Source organism: Silvibacterium acidisoli (assembly GCA_022870745.1).
Classification (GTDB): domain Bacteria; phylum Acidobacteriota; class Terriglobia; order Terriglobales; family Acidobacteriaceae; genus Silvibacterium.
On sequence record CP085323.1, the window covers coordinates 4,922,627 to 4,940,300 of the forward strand.

Genomic DNA, 17,674 nt, shown 5'->3' on the forward strand with positions numbered 1-17,674 from the left:
TGCAACGACAGTGAGCAAATTGTTCGTTGACACCGCTACAGATCGCGGCACACCCGACGCGCGCTTCCGAAGACCAGTTGCGTCAAGCACCGCCGAGTCGGAACCAGCACGGCGTGAACTGGTGCGTCGCATCGTCGAATCTCCAACATTTGCCCGCAGCGAGCGACTAAGCACACTGCTTACCTACATCTGCGACCTCGCACTGAAGGGCCGCGAATCCGAAATCAACGAGCAGCGTATCGGTCACGAGGTTTTTGAAAGGCCGGCGGGCTACGACTCTTCGGCCGATGGAATTGTGCGCAGCCAGGCAAGCCGCTTACGGCAGCGTCTTGACCTCTATTTTCAGCATGAGGGTGCAGACGAGCCGGTCCGAATCGTGATTCCTCGCGGGGGATATGTACCCGTGTTCGAGACGCAGGCAGCGGCATCGTCAGAACCGCCTGCGGTTCTGCTGCTGGATGCCGTGACTCCGGCAGCTCCGGTTCACACGCCAGTGAGTGCGGGCTCCGCGAGCTCGCTCCGCCGGTGGTTTGCTCCGGCGCTGTGCGTTGTGCTGGCCCTGCTGCTGGCTACGTTGTGGATCTACGATCGCCATCCTTCCATTTCGGCGGCAACTCCTGCGTCGCACCATTTCTGGAGCCTCCTCTTCCGCAACAGTCAGCCGACCCTGGTCGTAGCGCCTGACTCCGGATTGGTGCTCTACCACGGCGCTTCCGGGCAGGACGTAAATCTCAGCGCCTATCTGGACGGCGGATACCGTGCGGGACCTGATGGCGCCAACCGGATCGGCCCGGCGGTTCCACAGAAAGAATGGCTCCTGAACCTGGCGAATCGCCGGTACACCTCGATCGTCGATCTGGAAATGATCCTTCATCTCAAGGATCGGGCGCGGTCCCTGGGAAGCGATATTACGGTGCGCTATGCACGTGACCTGCGACCCGACGATTTCAAAGCAGGAGACGTAATCCTTCTCGGTTCCCGCGAAGCAGATCCATGGGATGAGCTCTTTCATCCCGGCATAAACTTCATTCTCGAAGACGACTACATGGGCGATTTTTCCGTCCGTAATCGTAACCCGCGCCCCGGCGAGCCCTCGCGGTGGGACTCCAAATCGGACGATCCGCAGCACCGAGTCTATGGCCTTGTAGCCTTTCTGCCGAACCTGGGCGGGAATGGCAACGCCTTGCTGCTCGAAGGCACAGGCATGTCCGGAACGCAGGCTGCAATGGACTTCGTCTCGGATGACACACTCCTGCTTCCCTTCATCCAGAAAATCCGCCTTTCCGATGGCACGCTGCCCCATTTCGAACTGCTCCTCGAAACCCACAACATGGGCGCTAGCGCAGTTCGCAGCCAGATTCTCGCCTGGCGAACGATGAAGTAAATGACGCCACCGGCAGGACGCCATTGAAACTGAGCTGGATCTGTTCCCTGCCCCATTCCAAAACAGCTTGAGCACCACGGCCTGACTGGCCATGGTGCTCAAGCTGGTACTTACGAGGCTGCTACTTCGCTGGGTTTAGTTTTTGGCCGGAGCCGCCTGAGTGGTATTTGGCGCAGGAATGAAGCAGGCCTTTACAACCCCTACATCGGGATCGTTGCCAAATGCCGTGGTTGTGCAAGCTACTCCGTTCGTGAACGTCTGGTAAAGGTATTGCCCATTTGCGCCGAAGGCGACGGTCGCGGTTCCGGTAAAGGAACACTGACTGTTCTCCGCGGCGCAGAAGGTGTATCCGCTCGGGACTGTTGTTCCAGGCGGGGCTGCCTGCGTGGTGTTCGGTGTTGGAATGTAGCACGACTTGACCACGCCGTAGACCGGATCGTTGCCAAACGTTGCAGCCGTGCAAGACGTTCCGTTGGTGAAATTTCCGTACAGGTATCGTCCGTCAGCGCCGAAAGCAACGGTTGCAGTTCCGCTGAACGAACATTGGTTGTTCTCCGAAGCACACAACGTATACCCGCTCGGAGGAGCTGAGCCCGTCGGAGGAGCTGAGGTATTGTGGGGTTGCGACACCAGCCAGTTCTGCGTTGCTGTTCCCATCGCAGGATAGAGCCACATCTGCAGGCCCGGTATGGTCTCGGCGTCATAGTCGTCGATAACCATCGTGGTGCCGCCATTGGCGGCTGTCGCCGCCTGGTTCTGGATGATGACAGAACCGTCCGCCTGCGGAATCAATTCCCAGTTCTGTGTCGTCTGTCCATTACAGTCATGCTGCCATAACATCGTGCTGGTGCCTGCCGATTGAGGAAGTGTGCGCGAGGGTATGCCATTGCCATACGGATCATCAAGACAGAGACCACTCTGCGCGCTGACTATCGTGTAGTAACCGTTGCCTTGCGAGTGCAGGGTCCAATTCTGCGCTGTTGATCCATCACTTGCCCATTGGATGACGGCAACATTGTCAGTGGCTGAGCCGGAACAGCCATCGCAGTCGTTGTCGAGGTACATCTGGCTCGACTCGTTCTGGAAGACGTAGCTCTGGCCATCGCTGATGAGCGGCAGATAACAGGCTTTTACGACCCCGACATCAGGATCGTTCCCAAAAGCCGTGTCCGTACATGCGACCCCGTTGGTGAAGGTCTGATAAATGAACCGTCCATTCACTCCGAACGCGACGATCGAGGTCCCCGTAAACGAACAAGTACTGTTCTCAGGGGCGCACAGTGTATATCCCTCCGGTGCGGCGCCACCCGTTGGAGTAGACGTAGTAACGTTGCTGCCCGCTTCCATATATGAGGTGTTCCGCTTACCAAGCGAGGCTGCGTATGTGCTTACGCCAATCGGATTATCCGTGGTAATCATCTGTACCCCTTCATTCCCTATCAGGTACGAAGGGTCAGGTCGATTGTCGGCATGGTCCCACGGAAGATTAGGATTGACCGGCGTCGAGCCGTCGATTGAGTTGAACAGATCCTGTTCCAGTTCGTGGCAGCAGGTTCCATCGGTATTGAAAAATTGAGCCGGAGTGTTAGCCGGATTGTTGCCCGGGAAATAATCGCCGACCGGGTTGAAGTTTGAAATGGTTACTTGCTGCCCTGTGGCCTGATTGAACTTCGAAGTCTGAAGCACTGAGGTCAGAATGGACCCGTTCGCAATTCCGAGGTAGTCCTTCATCGTCACTTCAATTGCCGAGATATTGATATTGGGATTCGACTCAAAGTTCGTGATCCACTGGTTCATCTGGGCTTCGGTCGTAAAGACTCCGTTGTCTCGCGCGCCGGATGGATCGACCCAGTTCGTGTGAAAGACGGGATTGAAATTGACCTCCGAATAGGTGTCTCCAAAGGCTGCGATGTAGTCGGCAGTGGTAGGAAATAGAAACGCCGGCATCTTGAAGATCGTAGATTTGGCGAAGGAGCGGCCCTGAGCATCTTTACTCTCCTGCACAATGGGCCATGCTGCTTTCGCGAAATCCAACCCTTGAACATCCAGTTCAACAACCATCTCGATGTTGTTCTTGCGGATGTAGTCGTAAACGTCCTGTAGCGTGGGAGCATATACACCCAGCCAGTTGTTTAATCCCCAGCAACCATGGTTCTTGATCGTGCTGAGGAGGCTCACGCTGTCACGCAACACCGTATTGCCCAGGAACGATCTTGTATCGGAGAGAGCGGTATTTGCGACAAGCGGATTCCTCGCGTCCGTGGCCGGATCGTTGAACGGATCGAATGGCGCGCCAGAAAAGTTAAAGTTCCCTAAACCGCACCACTCTCTACCCCAGTTCTTATCGTGCGTGAGAATCGGCACGCCATCGCTGGTCAGCTTCACGTCGATCTCGATCGCTTCCCATCCCGCCTGGGCGGCAAGTCCGATCGCCTGCAGAGAGTTTTCCGGAACATTCGGTGCCTGGTCTGTCCCTGCCAGCGCGTGTACGCCTCGATGCGCAGCCACAGTGACGAGATCCGGGTGAGGATTGCGGATTGCAGCCATGATGTTCGTGGTATCCCAGTTGTTAGGATTCGGGTCGGCAATCGCGGTGAGCGGTACCGTGGAACCCGAAGTCAGACCGGTGGTAAAGACAGTCGATGCAGGGCAACTCGCGGAGCCCTGATAGGAAGCCACCGGCACCTCCTGCGATACGTTGGCAGAGTTTGCCGCCCCACCAATTCCATCTACAACATTGCTGATCTGTCCGCTTCCGGTTAAGAACACGGTGCCGACATCGCTGACCTGCACTCCGCTGTAAGCCGGTACCGTCATGGCGTTGTCGACGACAATATTCACACCCTGGTTAAAAAAGGAGTACATGCCGAGCCCGCTCGCCTTATGGGTGCAGACCGAATCAGGAGACACAGCGTAGGAGGGATAGCCGTTCGACGTGCCGTTCATCCACGATGCCTGGTTCGGCACATCGTACGGAAACTCGCTCTGATAAAAGATCGTCTGGCCGTTATCGCCATTCCACTGCGTTTGGGTTTGTTGAAAGTGCTCGACAGCGAGCCCGAGAGCCGTCACGTTCTTACCATTCACGACCACGCCATGGTTTGCCGTATTGACGGTCCAACCGTAGGTACCGGCATTGCCATGGTCCGCGCGCCAGGCCCAGATGTTGTCGAGAATTACGTCCCCGCTATCGATCTGCAATGCGGTATCAACGGAGCCGGCGGTACTGCCTCCGATGCGGAAGAATACATCGTTTAGCGAAGTGGGGTTGTCGGAGTGCCCCTGGTTAATCGTTCCTGGATGGCCTATTTCGACAAGCATCGGTGAAGTGCTGGGTCCTGCGTCGAACAACAATCCAGCGATCTGCACGCCGTCAACGTCGTCGACGGCCAGCGCTGGTTCGCCTGCCTGGGGAACAAGCGTCGCATATCCCAGACCGAGCACGATGGTGTTCGGGTTTCCTACATAGATGGGCACGCTGTACTGGTAAATTCCCGGCGTGAGGATGAGATTCTGCCCGGCGGCCAGAGCTGCATTGATGTCATCGACGGAAGTCGAAGGTGTTGCGATGAAGAAATCGCTGATCGGGAGTGAATGACCGTTCAGGGTTTCGACTCCGTTCCAGTCGGTTCCAACGGTGTTCCTTTGAACATCCGATACCTGAACGTTGTAGTTTCCCTGGCTGTCGACGTACAGAAACGGCTTCTCCCGCCGCACCGGCGTCGTGGGAAGGAGCGTGACGTTAGCGTCTCCGGATGGGCCGCCCGGGTAGGACTGCTGCGGTTCCATTCCGGATACCCCGGAAAACACGAAGTTCCAGACATAGCCAGTGAATCCGCCCAGCAGGCTTGTGTTGCGCGTATACCACTGCTGCTGTGAACAGGCATTCACCAGCTGCTGTATCGAGGAGTCGGCGGTGAAACCGCCGCTCGATTCCTGGCAGGCATTCAAAGTACCGATCGGCTGCGAGTTTGCGTACCAGACTCCGCCTCCGATATCCATTCTTCGGAGCGAAGCCCCCTGGGATACTCCCCAGTCAATCACGCCGTTCGTGGGACCGCCCGACGGAACGATATGCAGGTTTTCCTGCGACCGCCAGAAGTTCTGGGTCATGTTTCCGTCGATCAGCGCATCCACATTGAAGCCGCCCGTAATGTTGACTGAGTCAGGCGATATGCCGAGACCGGCGATCTGCTCATAAAATCCTACCTGCGAGACCACGGGACTACCCGTCGAACCGTAGGTTCCCGGCTTAAACAGGATCGCGTAACGATTGGTGCTGAACTGCGCCTCCTGGTTGAGTTCGCTCATCAGGCTATTGATAGCGGCTGGCGACATCGACGGGTCGATCACATAGACGGAAGGACCAAATATCGAAGTGTTCGGCCCGTTCGGTGCCGGCTGTGTACCTTGTGCCTGCGCTACGGACAACGACAGGAACGGAAGATGCAGGCAGCCTGCAAGAGTGCAGAAAATGGATAAGGTCAGGGATCTGATGCGATATTTCAGACGAGACATCATTCACTCCATTCAGAAATCAAAGTTCGAGGTTCGTAGAGCGGCGCGTTGAAGGTGTTTCTCCGAGGAACCAATGCAAATCGTGAAATTGGCACAGCGCTGGAAGGCCATTCGTACACATGTGCCGAGGACGGAATCCGAGCCCCCTGGAGCATCCATGAATCGGGGTCTAGTGGGTCACGCGATCGAGCTGAGAGAGTAAGTAACAGTGCGAGCGGCACCTACCAACACATTTCACCGATTCAGGGTTGAACCATTCAATGTATGAACGACTTACACGGCGTTCATGAATCCTGATACTGGCCAGCAACGAAGGGCATATGTGAAGTTTCCGGAGCAGATCGCATCCGCGGAAGTCCGATTCTGCCTGCGCGCCGGCCTTCTCCGGGCTCGATAGCCGTGGATGAAGTCCATGGATTTTTTTTGTGGAGGGAGCAGGAGTAAACCGCAGCGTCAGGGGATGAAGGCGGCAAGACTGCTATTTCATGGTGCGCCACGCGACAACATGGCTTTGTACGGAGCTCGAATCCATATTGCGTGTTTCAATCAGCAGCTCGAAGTGAGGAATCGTGTGATCCGGCCGTCGAATTTTTTCGAGGAAGGGCGATAACTGCGTGTCGTCGTTCAGAAAATCCAGCGCAGCTTCCGTCCCCGACATACCCGCTCCTTCAAGTAATAGCGCGTCGCCGTTCTCCTCGAGACTCGGCACATACGCGATAATGCCGAATGCATGCCGCTGGCTGTCACTCCTGGTCGAAACCCATTCAGCCGGTTCTCCCTTTCGCGGAGCGCGATTGATAACTTTGAAATCGCCAACGACATCGTCCTTGAGCAGGAAGTTGAGGTTCGGTTGGAAAAGCTCGACCCATGGATTCGCTGTGTTCGATCCAAGCAATACGACCGTGCCCCGCTTCAGGTCGTTCGGCCGCAGATCGCGAGCATAACGCACGGACACATCGCTCCCAAGTGCTTTTGCCCTGTCGCGGATACTCAGAATTGCGTCGAGATCGACCATCGATGTGTAGCGGCGGTTCGCGAAGTCGATCGCCAGCGTGGATTTCTTTGCTGCCACTCCAGCCGGAACCAGATCGTTCGCCTTTGAACGGTATCCACCATCGATATATTCGTTCAGGTGAAGCTCCTGGGATGACAGGATTCGATACAGGATCAATCCGGAATCGGGCGCTACGATCATCGCAGGTTGCTTCGGGGAGAAAAGCTGACCCCAAAAAGGATGCGTGAGGCTGGACACCTGGGGCTGTGCTTTCTCCAGCCCGTGCATCCACAGACCGAGCAGCATGCAAGCCAGCACGGCACTGATAGCCCACGGAAGCCATCGCGCCAACCTGCCGCTTTGCCTGCCGTGCCCATCACCCGACCGTCGAGCCGGGTACACCGTCTGCTGTGCGGGTGCGGCGTCGGCAGACAAGACGGGCTCCGTCTCTTTCTGCGACGCAAACACGGGAGCATACCCGCCTCGTGGGATCGTGAGCTGCACCGGCTCATCGACGCCTTCCTGCTGAAAATACAAATCCAGGCGTTGCCGCAGACGGCTTACCTGGCTCCGTACGATACCATCCACCGCAGAATCGTAGCCTTCGGCCCGTCCAAAAACATCGGCGCCTATCTTCTGCTCGGCAAGCTCTCCTTCACGACCTGCGATCGCCATATCGCATATATAGGTCAGCAGTGTTCCCAGGCGTTCGCTTTTCGCAAAGGTTGGAGAGTTTACGATACGCCGGACCAGTTCCCGCCGCGAGGCTTCCGACTCCAGAGGCGGAAGACGCGTGGGACTCTGAGCCCGTTTCGCAAAGGGCTCACGCTGAGAGCTCGTGTTGGATACAGGCATGTCGGTATCGAGTTGTAGTTCAACATTGTTGCGTGAACAGATTGTGAACTGTTCCAGCCTTCACGCGGGTGCTCCGCATCGGCTATCGAAACGAAATAAATCCTTGAGCCTCAAGTGAAGCTGACAAGCCGGCAGAACTGATATCACTGCATGAGGTCAGGAAATAACACCCTTCCGCACGGCATAGAGAATCAGTTCCGGAACGCTGTGAAGATTCAGCTTCCCCAGGATATTTCCCCGGTGTGTCTCTACGGTATAAAGACTGAGGCCGAGCAGTTGCGCGATGTCTTTATTGCTTTTGCCCTCTGCAATCAGTTGCAGAACCTCACGCTCTCTCGATGTGAGCAGATCATAGCTGTCTTCGATTCCACGGTCCCGCATCTGCCGAACATAGTCTTCAACCAGCAGCGCGCTGATGGACGGGCTAAAGAATGCTTTTCCGGAATGGACTGTGCGGATAGCAGACATGAGATCCGCCTCGGCCGATTCCTTGACCAGATACCCTCGAGCTCCCGCCTTTAAAGCACGAAGCACGTAGGCTTCATCGCTATGCATGCTGAGCACGATAACCCGCGTACCGGGATGCTTCGTCACGATCTGGGAAGTCGCCTCGGCTCCGTTGAGTTTCGGCATCCCGATGTCTGTAACCACGACGTCAGGTGTGACTTCATCTACAACACGAAGCAATTCGCGTCCATCACTCGCTTCTCCGACGATCTCGAAATCACGCTGGCGCTCCAGCAACATTTTCAGACCGGCACGCAGAACAGTATGGTCATCGGCAAGAGCGATACGAATCATGCAGTCATCTCGCTTTCTGCGGTCACTGGAACGGGAAGTGTGATGTAAATTGAGGTTCCCTTATCGGGGAAGGATTTAACCTGTACACGGCCTGAGAGTCTTCCGACTCGTTCCTCCATACCGAGCAATCCCATCCCTTTTTCGATCGCCGGATTGAAGCCTTTGCCATTGTCTGAAACGGTGAGAACCAATGCCTCATTTGTCCATTTGAAAACAATCAGAACAGAAGTCGCCGATGCGTGTTTCACCGTATTGTGAAGAGCCTCCTGAACGACCCGGTAGATGCAGGTTCTATAGGAATCCGGAAGGAACTCGTTATTGTCGTCGGCTTCGACGCTTACCGCCAGGCCCGACCGCCTGGCGATTTCACGGCCTTGCCAGCGAAGCGCGGGAACGAGACCAAAGTCATCGAGCATGGATGGGCGTAGCAGCAACGCAATATCCCGAATTGAGCGCATGCTGTTTTCCAGTTCGAGCTTGACTCCCGCAAGTTGTGCCTTCGTCGGGTCATCGTGAATCATCTCACTTTGTATTCGACTGAGTTCCACGAGTGCCGCCGCCATCGTCTGTCCAAATTCATCATGGAGCTCACGTGACAACTTGCGCCGCTCTTCTTCCTGTGCGTTCTCGAGCTGCGCTGCGAAGTTGCGAAGCTCAGTTCTTGCCTGGACAATCTCCTGGTACTGAGCCGCTGCATAGCGTTCGGCGAGTTTGATGCGATATGACATGGCCGCGATAAGGCCGAACACGACCACCAGCGATAGAAGAGAGGAGACGAGAAGCTCACCCTGCAAGCGGTCCTGCTCGGCATGCAGTTGGGCCTGGGTGCGCTCCTCCTGCTCGTTATTCAACGCCATAATCTGCCGAGCGATATGCCGGATCTGCATCCTCTCAGGAGATCCGGGCATGGGCGGGGCGGATCGGGGATGATTCTCGTTCTGCGCACGGATCTCAGGTAGTGAGTCCCAGTATTTGTCGATCGAGTTTTTTAGCTCGACAAGCTTTTGCTGTGTGGCTTCCTCTCCGCGTGCATCAAGTGTCCGCCCGAACTCTTCAAGAAGCTGCTCGGCCTGCAGATGCGCTGCAGGAAGTTCGCTTTCATCCATTGCGCGCTGGCCGCCATTCTCCGGCGATAAGCCGGACCGGAGCATCAACCCTCGAATTCGATCGAGAAGATGCCTTCTCTTACTTGAAACAGCCAGTAGGGCATCGCTCCTCGCAGCTGTTCGGCGAAGTGAATAGATAATGTCTGCGGTGCTGATACACATCACCGCCAGGATGAGGGCGCAACCCACCCATAGGACCTTTCGTCCGGAAAAGAGGGGGCTTGCGATATTTTGAGGGTTATCTGTCGTCATGAATGGCGGATGGTTCCAGCTCTCACCCCGAGGATATCGCCTGCCGCAACCAGCTTCCATACCGCCTGGCCGGTAGAAGGATCGCTGCCAGTGGGTAAAGTCTCTCAAACAACAACGGTTATCCCCTTAGGGCCGCCCCTGCGAGCGGCTGCGATACCCCTCGATCGGGCACGAAAATACCCTCTCGACGGGAGAAGAACTTCTCCGAAATTCGCATTCAATATGTCTAGATAGTCGAATTTGAGGCTGATACAAACCCTCAATCGATTGAGCGCGCAAACCCACGTTTATCGGAAGGAGCATCACAAATGAACTTCAAAACCCTACTCGTCGCAGCTTCGCTCGCAGCGATCCCGGCATCAAGCGCTTTGGCACAGCAAACAACTTACAATCAGCGCCACTCGATCAACGCACGGGATGCCCGGCAGCAAGCTCGCATCAACAAGGGTGTTGCCGACGGCCAGATTACGCCCAAAGGTGCGGCCGCGGCTGACGCCCATCAGGCACACCTGAGATCTGAAGAAAGCAACATGCGGGCCGCCGATGGAGGCCATCTCACCGCGCAGGACCGGCACAAACTGGCGCGTCAACAGGACCGCACTTCGCAGAACATTTACGACCGCAATCACAACCGCGCGACCGATCCAGGAGTTCCTCCTCGATAGGCCAGGACCAGCCTGCCTTGTTCGCCAGGCTGCCCGAACAACCGGTCATCATTTGCGTCAGACGGAGACCCGTATCAGACCTTTGCAGCGACATTGTCGTTACGCAGGTCTGATAACGGGTCTCCACGACCCGAACCCGAAATTCAAGAGACAGCAAACACTCTCTAAGGAGCTACAACCATGCGTAATTTCTCCGCCACCCTATCCCTGGGAGCCATTCTATTGGCAGCAGGCACCAGTGCCTCGCTTTTTGCTCAGGAGCAACAGCAGCCCGCTGCCACCGGCCCCCAGGCTGCCGCTCCAGGGCAGACAGGACATGTCGCGAATCCTCAACGTCAGGCCAGGAGAATGGCCAAGAAACTCGGTCTCTCCGCCGACCAGGAATCCAAGCTCGAGCCGATCCTCGCCGACCGGGACCAGCAGATGCAGAGTGCCCGTGCGGATACCACCCTTGCTCCGAAAGACAAGCGAGCCAAGATGCGGAGTATCAGTCAGGCAAGTGACGCAAACATCGAAGGCATCATGAACGATACGCAGAAGCAGCAGTACGAACAGATGAAGCAGGAACGTAAAGCAGCCAGGCAGCAGGGCGGCGCTCCTTCCGGCAATTAGTCCAACCAGCAAATAAAGCTGGAGCAAATCCCTGCCAGATATGGCGATTGAGGTCATAACATGAGCAAACGAAATCGATGTCTCAACTTATTTCTCGCGCTTCTCTTTTTCGCAGCCCCCATCGCCTGCGCCGCTCAAGCTGCTATTGGCGTCTCGATACGGATAGCACCACCGGCTCTGCCTGTGTACACACAACCCCCTTGTCCGACGCCAGGATATCTCTGGACACCCGGATACTGGGCTTATGCAACCTCCGGCTACTACTGGGTGCCGGGCGTATGGGTTGCGCCGCCACATCCGGGCTTGCTGTGGACACCGCCATACTGGGGTCTCGCCGGAGGCGTATATGCCTTCCACGCGGGCTACTGGGGTCCGCATGTCGGCTTCTATGGTGGCATCAACTACGGATTTGGCTACGGCGGTATTGGTTTCGCCGGTGGCGCATGGGCGGGAAGCGTCTTTCGTTACAACACTGCGGTGGTGAATGTAAACACCACGGTCATTCACGACACCTACGTGAATCGAACCGTCATCAACAACACAGTGGTGAACCGCACCAGCTTCAACGGCCCGGGAGGAGTAGCGGTTCAACCGAACGTACAGGAGCGGATGGCCATGAACGAGCAGCACTTCCAGCCTACAGCCAATCAGTTCTCCCATCAGCAGACAGCAAGTCAGGACCGCAGCCAGTGGGCCTCAAGCAACGGCGGAAGGCCGGGTACAACTGCGATGAACAGTGTCAACGGGGCCCGTTTCAACCAGCAGGGACGCATTGCGCAGGGCGTAGCCTCCGGTCAGCTCAACGCTCGCGAAACTGGACGTCTTGAGAATCAGGAGGCTCGTACCAATCAAGAAATTCGCCAGGACCGCCAGGCGAATGGTGGCAGACTCTCTTCCCAAGAACGGCAGCAGATACGGCAGCAGCAAAACAGAACCAGCCGCCATATTTATAACCAGAAGCATGATGCTCAGCACGCCCCGCGCTAGCGTCTGCCACTAAGGGTTTGACGGCCACCGAGGTCACGGAAATGGCACGGTTGTGACAGCGCAAGCTGGCACAACCGGACGCCATCCTCCCTCAGCAGGCTGGCAACCTTATCAATGAAACTAGAGACGGATCGAAAGAGACCGACCACACAGCTGGACACGAGCGATGCAAGAGCGGCTCGTGGCCAGCTGCATTTTTTATTTGCCTGCGTCTCCACGACGGTATTCAACGCTGAGGTCGTCGAGTTTCTGTTTTATTTCCGGATCGAGTGAAGCGTCGACTGCCGCGATGGTATCCCCAAGCTGATCCGTATTACTTGCACCCAGGATCACGGAAGTGATCGTGGGATTAGCCAGAATCCACGCAATGGAAACGGTCGCGATGGGCTTACCGACAGACTCGGCAACCGTGCTCACCTTCTTCACCGTTTCAAACTCCTTCTCACGCCAGTAGCGCGCGGAGTACATGGAGCCAGCTGCGAATCGTCCGCTATCGGGAGTCTCTTCGAATTTATAACGGCCGCTCAAGAGGCCGCCAGCCAGCGGATTGTAGGAAAAGACCGCGACGTTTTCTTCCTGCGCGAGCGGAAAGAGTTCACGCTCGACCTCACGGAAGAGCAGGCTATAACGAGGCTGCACCGAAACATAGCGGGCAAGCTTCAAAGCTTCCTGTCGTCCGAGAGACTTCGCAAGGCGATAGGTCAGGAAGTTGGAGACGCCGATGTAGCGGGCCTTGCCTGAACGAACAATCGTATCCATGGCTTCGACCGTCTCGTCGATCGGGGTTGAAAGATCGTCCATGTGGACCGAATAGATGTCGATGTAATCGGTGTTTAGCCGCTGCAGCGAAGCGTCGATCGCGTCGAGAAGATGCTTACGAGATGTGCCCTGATCCCAGGCGGAGGGCCCAATCTTGTGGCCAGCCTTCGTGCTGACAACGAATCGCTCGCGCCTGCCTTTGAGCAAGCGGCCAAGAATTTCCTCAGAACTTCCCGAAGCACCGCCAGGCGGATAGATGTCGGCCGTATCGAGGAAATTGACACCCGCTTCCTCAGCCCTGTCGATCATGCGACCAGCCTCTGCTTCGTCCGTCTTCGCGCCAAATGTTCCGGTCCCGAGACACATGCGGGATACTGTCAGTCCCGTATTTCCAAATCTCTTGAATTCCATCGTTGCTCTCCGTCAGTGATTCTTGCGTTTAAATATAGCGTTCGCTATATTTAAAGAAGTAGATGGCGTTGAGACAAGGTCGATTCAGAAAAACGTCTTCGAAAAGGGGGATCCATGAGCCGCACGCGCGTACTGGATATCGACAAGGCAGTGCATACTGCCATGAACTTGTTCTGGCGCAAGGGCTACGACCAGACCTCGTTGGCGGAGCTCACAGCCGAGATGGGAGTGACGCCCCCCAGCTTCTATTTCGCCTTCGCGAGCAAAGATAACCTCTTCCGGAAGGTTGTCGATTACTACGCTTCTAACTATCTCGCGTTCATGAACGAGGCGCTACTCAAGCCCACAGCAAGAAAGGTTGCCGAGACGATACTTTTCGGCTGCGTGGAGGCGTACACGCGCTCAGGCATGCCGCCGGGCTGCCTGATAGTGAACAACTCGATGCCTTGTGCAGACGATGCCCTTGAAATCCGGAGAGAGCTGTCGCAGGCCAGGGATGTGCGCTTCAAACAGCTGCGCAAACGATTTCGGGATGCGAAGGCCGCAGGTGACTTGCCCATAGATTCCGACCCTGCAGAGCTTGCGCGTTACTTGATGAGTTTGCGCTGGGGTATGGCGATCGAGGCGCAATCGGGAGCAACGCGAAGAGATCTTGAGAAGATTGCAGAGCGTGCCTTGCAGGCCTGGCCTGCTTAAGCGACGTATCGAGTGAGCAATCCCCTGCTCTACCCCGGGAATAATCCTGCGGCCCGATAACTTTCGATGAGACTGTCATAGAGAGAGATATCTGCCCTGCTTCTGGCCACGAGTTGAGCGCCGACAATCCCGGAGTAGATAGCGCGCGCTCTCTTCTCAGCCTCCTTGGGAGTAACGATCTTTGCGGCAATCAGCGTCTTCTTGAGCCACGCTACATTCACATCGGCGAATGCCTGAACCTCTGTCTTCACTTCGTCAGGTATATCGTCGAACTGGGCGGACATGAAGCTGCATAGGCAGATGCGGTTGTCGTTCTCAAGAGCCCAGCGAAAGGTCTCAGGATAACGGCGCAGCGCGTCGATCGGTTTCGCGGAGTTTTGCAGCAGAGATTCCAGACACGCCGCGTCATCCTCCCAGTAGCGCCTCGCCACCGCTTTCGCCAGTTCGGCCTTGCTCGGGAAATAATAGTAGATACTTGCGGCCTTGATGCCGACCTGGGCAGCCAGATCGCGAAAGTTCAAGCCCGCATATCCGTGGGCCTGCGCAACCAGTTTTGCCGCAGCTAGAATGTCTTCGCGAGCATTTCCACTCATAGTCAAGCCTCCAGACTCAGTACAAATTTCTCTGACTTTCTGAATCTACCATGTGGCAGGTAGAATCTCAAACCGTACAACCTGTCAACCGGCAGGTAGAGAGGCGAATATGAATACTGAACTGACCAAGTACGACGCAACGAAGCTTGCTGAACTGATCCGCTCACGCGAGATCTCTCCGGTCGAAGTCATGAAGGCTCACCTGGACCGCATCGAGACGGTGAACCCAAAGGTAAACGCGATTGTTACGATCGCCGGCGATGCCCTGCAGGCCGCCCAGGAAGCGGAGGCAATGTTATGGCGAGGTGAGCCAATCGGGCCGCTGCACGGTGTGCCGTTCACGGCGAAGGATTCGATCGACACGGCGGGGGTGCCGACCCAGCGTGGCACACCCATCTTCAAGGGCCGCACGCCCAACGCCGATGCCACCAGCGTTGCACGTCTGAAGAAAGCTGGAGGCATTCTGCTGGCAAAGACAAATCTTCCCGAGTTCTCTTACGGCATCGAAAGCGACAATCTCCTCACCGGCCGCACGAACAACCCATGGAACCCCGACCTGACTCCGGGAGGTTCCAGCGGCGGTGAATCGGCGGCGATAGCAGCCGGCATGTCTCCGTTAGGTCTCGGCACCGACCTTGCGATCTCTGTGCGTGGCCCTGCTGCCCACACGGGCATCGTGTCACTGAAGGCAACACATGGACGAGTGCCCATGACTGGCATCTGGCCCCGTGAGCCACGCCGCTTCTGGCACGTAGGCCCGATGGCGCGGAGTATCCGCGATCTGTCGCTGGCTTATGCGCAGCTCGCCGGCCCTGACGGGCAGGACGGCTACTCCAGCAGCGCCATTCCTTTTGATAACGGCATCGGCTCCAGCAAGTCTACGCTTCGTGTCGGCTGGCTGGTCGAACCGGGATTTGGGCCAATTGATCCGGAGACAGCTACAACGGTGCAAGCGGCGGCGGAAGCGCTCAAGAATTTCGGACACACAGTCCAGCCTGTACGCATTCCTGCATTGGAGCGCGATTTTGCACTCGATGTCTTCAGCCGCCTGCATGTTCTCGAGATGAAGCCAGGCTTTGTGAAGACGACAGCAGGCCGTCGTAGCGAGGAGATTGGCGACATGGCCAGGTTCATGCTCTCGCTGCCCGACACACCAGCGGCCGACTACATCGATGCAGCGCAGGCTGCGGAGCGCTTGAAGGATAGTTATGCCGAATACTTTCAGAAGTACGACGTACTGCTTACCCCTGTGCTGCCCACTCCCTCCTTCAAGCACGGCCAGCAGGAGTTACAGATCAACGGGCAGACGGTGAACATCATGGGCATCATGTCCGCGACAAGCCCGCTGAACGTGACCGGCCTGCCGGGTGTTTCCATGCGTTTCGGCACAAGCCACGACGGAATGCCGATCGGGGTGCAGATCGTCGGCAGCTGGCAAGCCGAATCCACGATTCTGCACGTGGCTTCGCTTCTCGAAGAAGTAAGTCCTGTACGGAATCTTCATCCGAACCTCTGAGGAATACAGGCGACTTCACCATTAGGGGAAGTAAAACCGCACATCACACAGCGAGATCGGCACCTGCGTTCTCAACTGGTATTCGTTGCTTCACTGCTATCCGTACAGTCAGCGCATGGATGAACTTACGTTCATCCATGCGCTGATCGCCATCGTGAGCCATCACATTAGTTAAATGCGATTTCAGGCATCCCACAGGATGTCGTCTCAGACTTAGAATTCAAGAATTTAGAATTGGCAGGAATCGCACATCGAGATTCAGTCGAGGTCACAGATCACCATGGCCAGCCAAGATCAAACGAACGTCCTTTCTGTACTGGAAGCCAATTGGCAGGCAGAGATGGAAGGCTTCCACACCTACACGGCGCTCTCCCAGGATGAGGCCGATGCGCATCGTCGACATGTATTGCGTGGCCTTGCAATGGCCGAGAAACATCATGCTGACCTATGGGCCTCACGCATAAAAGAACTTGGTGGGACAGAACCGCGATACGATGGCAAGCCCAACGGCCAGGTGGACTCACTCGCGCAGCGTGTGGGAGGCGCCGACCTTGCCTTGCGGAGGCTCGAGATCGATGAAAGCAGAGATATCGCGAAGTACGGCAAACAACTCGAGACGCTTGGCGACCAGCAGAGCATCGCAATTCTGCGGGAGGTGATCGCGGACGAGACCGAACATTACCGAACGCTGGCGGGTCTGATTCGGTCGCGAGGTGCGCTGCCTGCATTACCGGTAGAGCAAGCGCAGGCAGCCCTTGATGAATTGGTTGCGGCTCGAGAGAAAGGCCAGCCGCACGCCGCCGGCTGGGTGGGCGATGCAATCTACGGCATCAACGACGGGCTGGGTTCGATCTTCGGTATCGTCTCGGGCGTGTCGGGCGCGACACTCGGCAACAGTCATTTTGTACTGATTGCCGGCATGGCCGGCATGATCGCCAGCGCGCTCTCGATGGGATCCGGTGCATACCTGGCGGCGAAGAGCGAAAGGGAGATCTACGAGGCCGAGTACGCCCGGGAACGTGAAGCGGTCAACGAGAACGAGGCAGAAGCACGGGAGATACTGACGCTCAGCTACCAGATTCGCGGAATACCGGAAGATGATGCTAAGCGGTTTGTTGAGCATCTCGCCAGGGACCGGCAACAGCTCATCAAGGCGCTCGCCAAGGAACGTCTGGACACGACCGAGGAGGCGCTGAGGAAACCGCTGGTGTCCGCTGTCTCAGGCGCACTATCCACAGCTGCGGGTGCCTTCATCCCCATTGTTCCCTTCTTCTTCATGAATGGGATTCCTGCAGTGATCGTGGCTGCTGTTATTTCACTGGCAGCACACTTCGCGGTCGGAGCCGCGAAATCATTGATCACGATCCGTTCATGGTGGTCCAGCGGATTTGAGATGACCTGGATCGGGGCAGTGGAGGGTGTTGTGACATATCTGATTGGAATCGGACTGGGCAAAATCGGTGGAGGATCGTAAACGTCACGACTGAATCGGCATGTACCCCGATTCAGTCGTTAAGAGCTGGGC

The 17,674-nt window shown here is 56.6% G+C and carries 13 protein-coding genes; 7 read left to right on the forward strand and 6 right to left on the reverse strand.

Annotation, left to right across the window (positions count from 1 at the left end; translation table 11 throughout):
• Positions 1-10 precede the first annotated feature (10 nt).
• Complete coding sequence (locus LJD29_RS20210; protein ID WP_446743382.1) at positions 11-1,384, forward strand: hypothetical protein; 1,374 nt, start codon at positions 11-13, stop codon at positions 1,382-1,384.
• Between the two features lie 135 nt (positions 1,385-1,519).
• Here the strand turns inward: LJD29_RS20210 and LJD29_RS20215 are convergent, their stop codons facing one another.
• The 4 genes from LJD29_RS20215 to LJD29_RS20230 all read right to left on the reverse strand — a co-directional run bounded on the left by LJD29_RS20215 (position 1,520) and on the right by LJD29_RS20230 (position 9,703).
• Positions 1,520-5,695: a pectate lyase-like domain-containing protein gene (locus LJD29_RS20215; protein ID WP_446743383.1), complete on the reverse strand. Its 4,176-nt coding sequence runs from the start codon at positions 5,693-5,695 to the stop codon at positions 1,520-1,522.
• Positions 5,696-6,380: 685 nt separating this feature from the next.
• Entirely contained in the window at positions 6,381-7,751 is a 1,371-nt protein-coding gene (locus LJD29_RS20220; RefSeq protein WP_446743384.1) for a hypothetical protein, read from the reverse strand.
• Positions 7,752-7,907: 156 nt separating this feature from the next.
• Entirely contained in the window at positions 7,908-8,552 is a 645-nt protein-coding gene (locus tag LJD29_RS20225) for a response regulator (RefSeq protein ID WP_446743385.1), read from the reverse strand.
• Positions 8,549-9,703, reverse strand: coding sequence for a sensor histidine kinase (locus LJD29_RS20230; protein WP_446743386.1), 1,155 nt, complete (start codon positions 9,701-9,703; stop codon positions 8,549-8,551). The genes LJD29_RS20225 and LJD29_RS20230 overlap by 4 nt, the downstream gene beginning before the upstream one ends.
• Before the next feature lie 515 nt (positions 9,704-10,218).
• Here LJD29_RS20230 and LJD29_RS20235 point away from each other — a divergent pair.
• From LJD29_RS20235 to LJD29_RS20245, 3 genes are all read left to right on the forward strand, one after another.
• A complete protein-coding gene (locus LJD29_RS20235) occupies positions 10,219-10,575 on the forward strand; it encodes a hypothetical protein (RefSeq protein ID WP_446743387.1) in 357 nt (118 codons plus the stop codon).
• A gap of 180 nt (positions 10,576-10,755) precedes the next feature.
• Entirely contained in the window at positions 10,756-11,187 is a 432-nt protein-coding gene (locus tag LJD29_RS20240) for a hypothetical protein (protein WP_446743388.1), read from the forward strand.
• Between the two features lie 60 nt (positions 11,188-11,247).
• Entirely contained in the window at positions 11,248-12,174 is a 927-nt protein-coding gene (locus LJD29_RS20245; RefSeq protein ID WP_446743389.1) for a YXWGXW repeat-containing protein, read from the forward strand.
• Between the two features lie 198 nt (positions 12,175-12,372).
• On the opposite strand, the gene LJD29_RS20250 is transcribed toward LJD29_RS20245, so the two are convergent.
• The gene (locus LJD29_RS20250) at positions 12,373-13,344 is read right to left on the reverse strand and encodes an aldo/keto reductase (RefSeq protein WP_446743390.1); all 972 of its coding nucleotides are present in this window, start codon (positions 13,342-13,344) and stop codon (positions 12,373-12,375) included.
• Positions 13,345-13,458: 114 nt separating this feature from the next.
• Here LJD29_RS20250 and LJD29_RS20255 point away from each other — a divergent pair, with 114 nt between their 5' ends.
• A complete protein-coding gene (locus LJD29_RS20255) occupies positions 13,459-14,040 on the forward strand; it encodes a TetR/AcrR family transcriptional regulator (RefSeq protein ID WP_446743391.1) in 582 nt (193 codons plus the stop codon).
• A gap of 29 nt (positions 14,041-14,069) precedes the next feature.
• Here the strand turns inward: LJD29_RS20255 and LJD29_RS20260 are convergent, their stop codons facing one another.
• Positions 14,070-14,633, reverse strand: a complete 564-nt coding sequence (locus LJD29_RS20260; RefSeq protein WP_446743392.1) for a TetR/AcrR family transcriptional regulator — start codon at positions 14,631-14,633, stop codon at positions 14,070-14,072.
• A 109-nt stretch (positions 14,634-14,742) separates the two neighbouring features.
• Between LJD29_RS20260 and LJD29_RS20265 the strand changes: the two genes are divergently transcribed.
• On the forward strand, positions 14,743-16,149 hold the full coding sequence (locus LJD29_RS20265; protein WP_446743393.1) for an amidase: 1,407 nt from the start codon (positions 14,743-14,745) through the stop codon (positions 16,147-16,149).
• Between the two features lie 280 nt (positions 16,150-16,429).
• Complete coding sequence (locus LJD29_RS20270) at positions 16,430-17,623, forward strand: VIT1/CCC1 transporter family protein (protein ID WP_446743394.1); 1,194 nt, start codon at positions 16,430-16,432, stop codon at positions 17,621-17,623.
• The last annotated feature ends 51 nt before the right edge of the window (positions 17,624-17,674 follow it).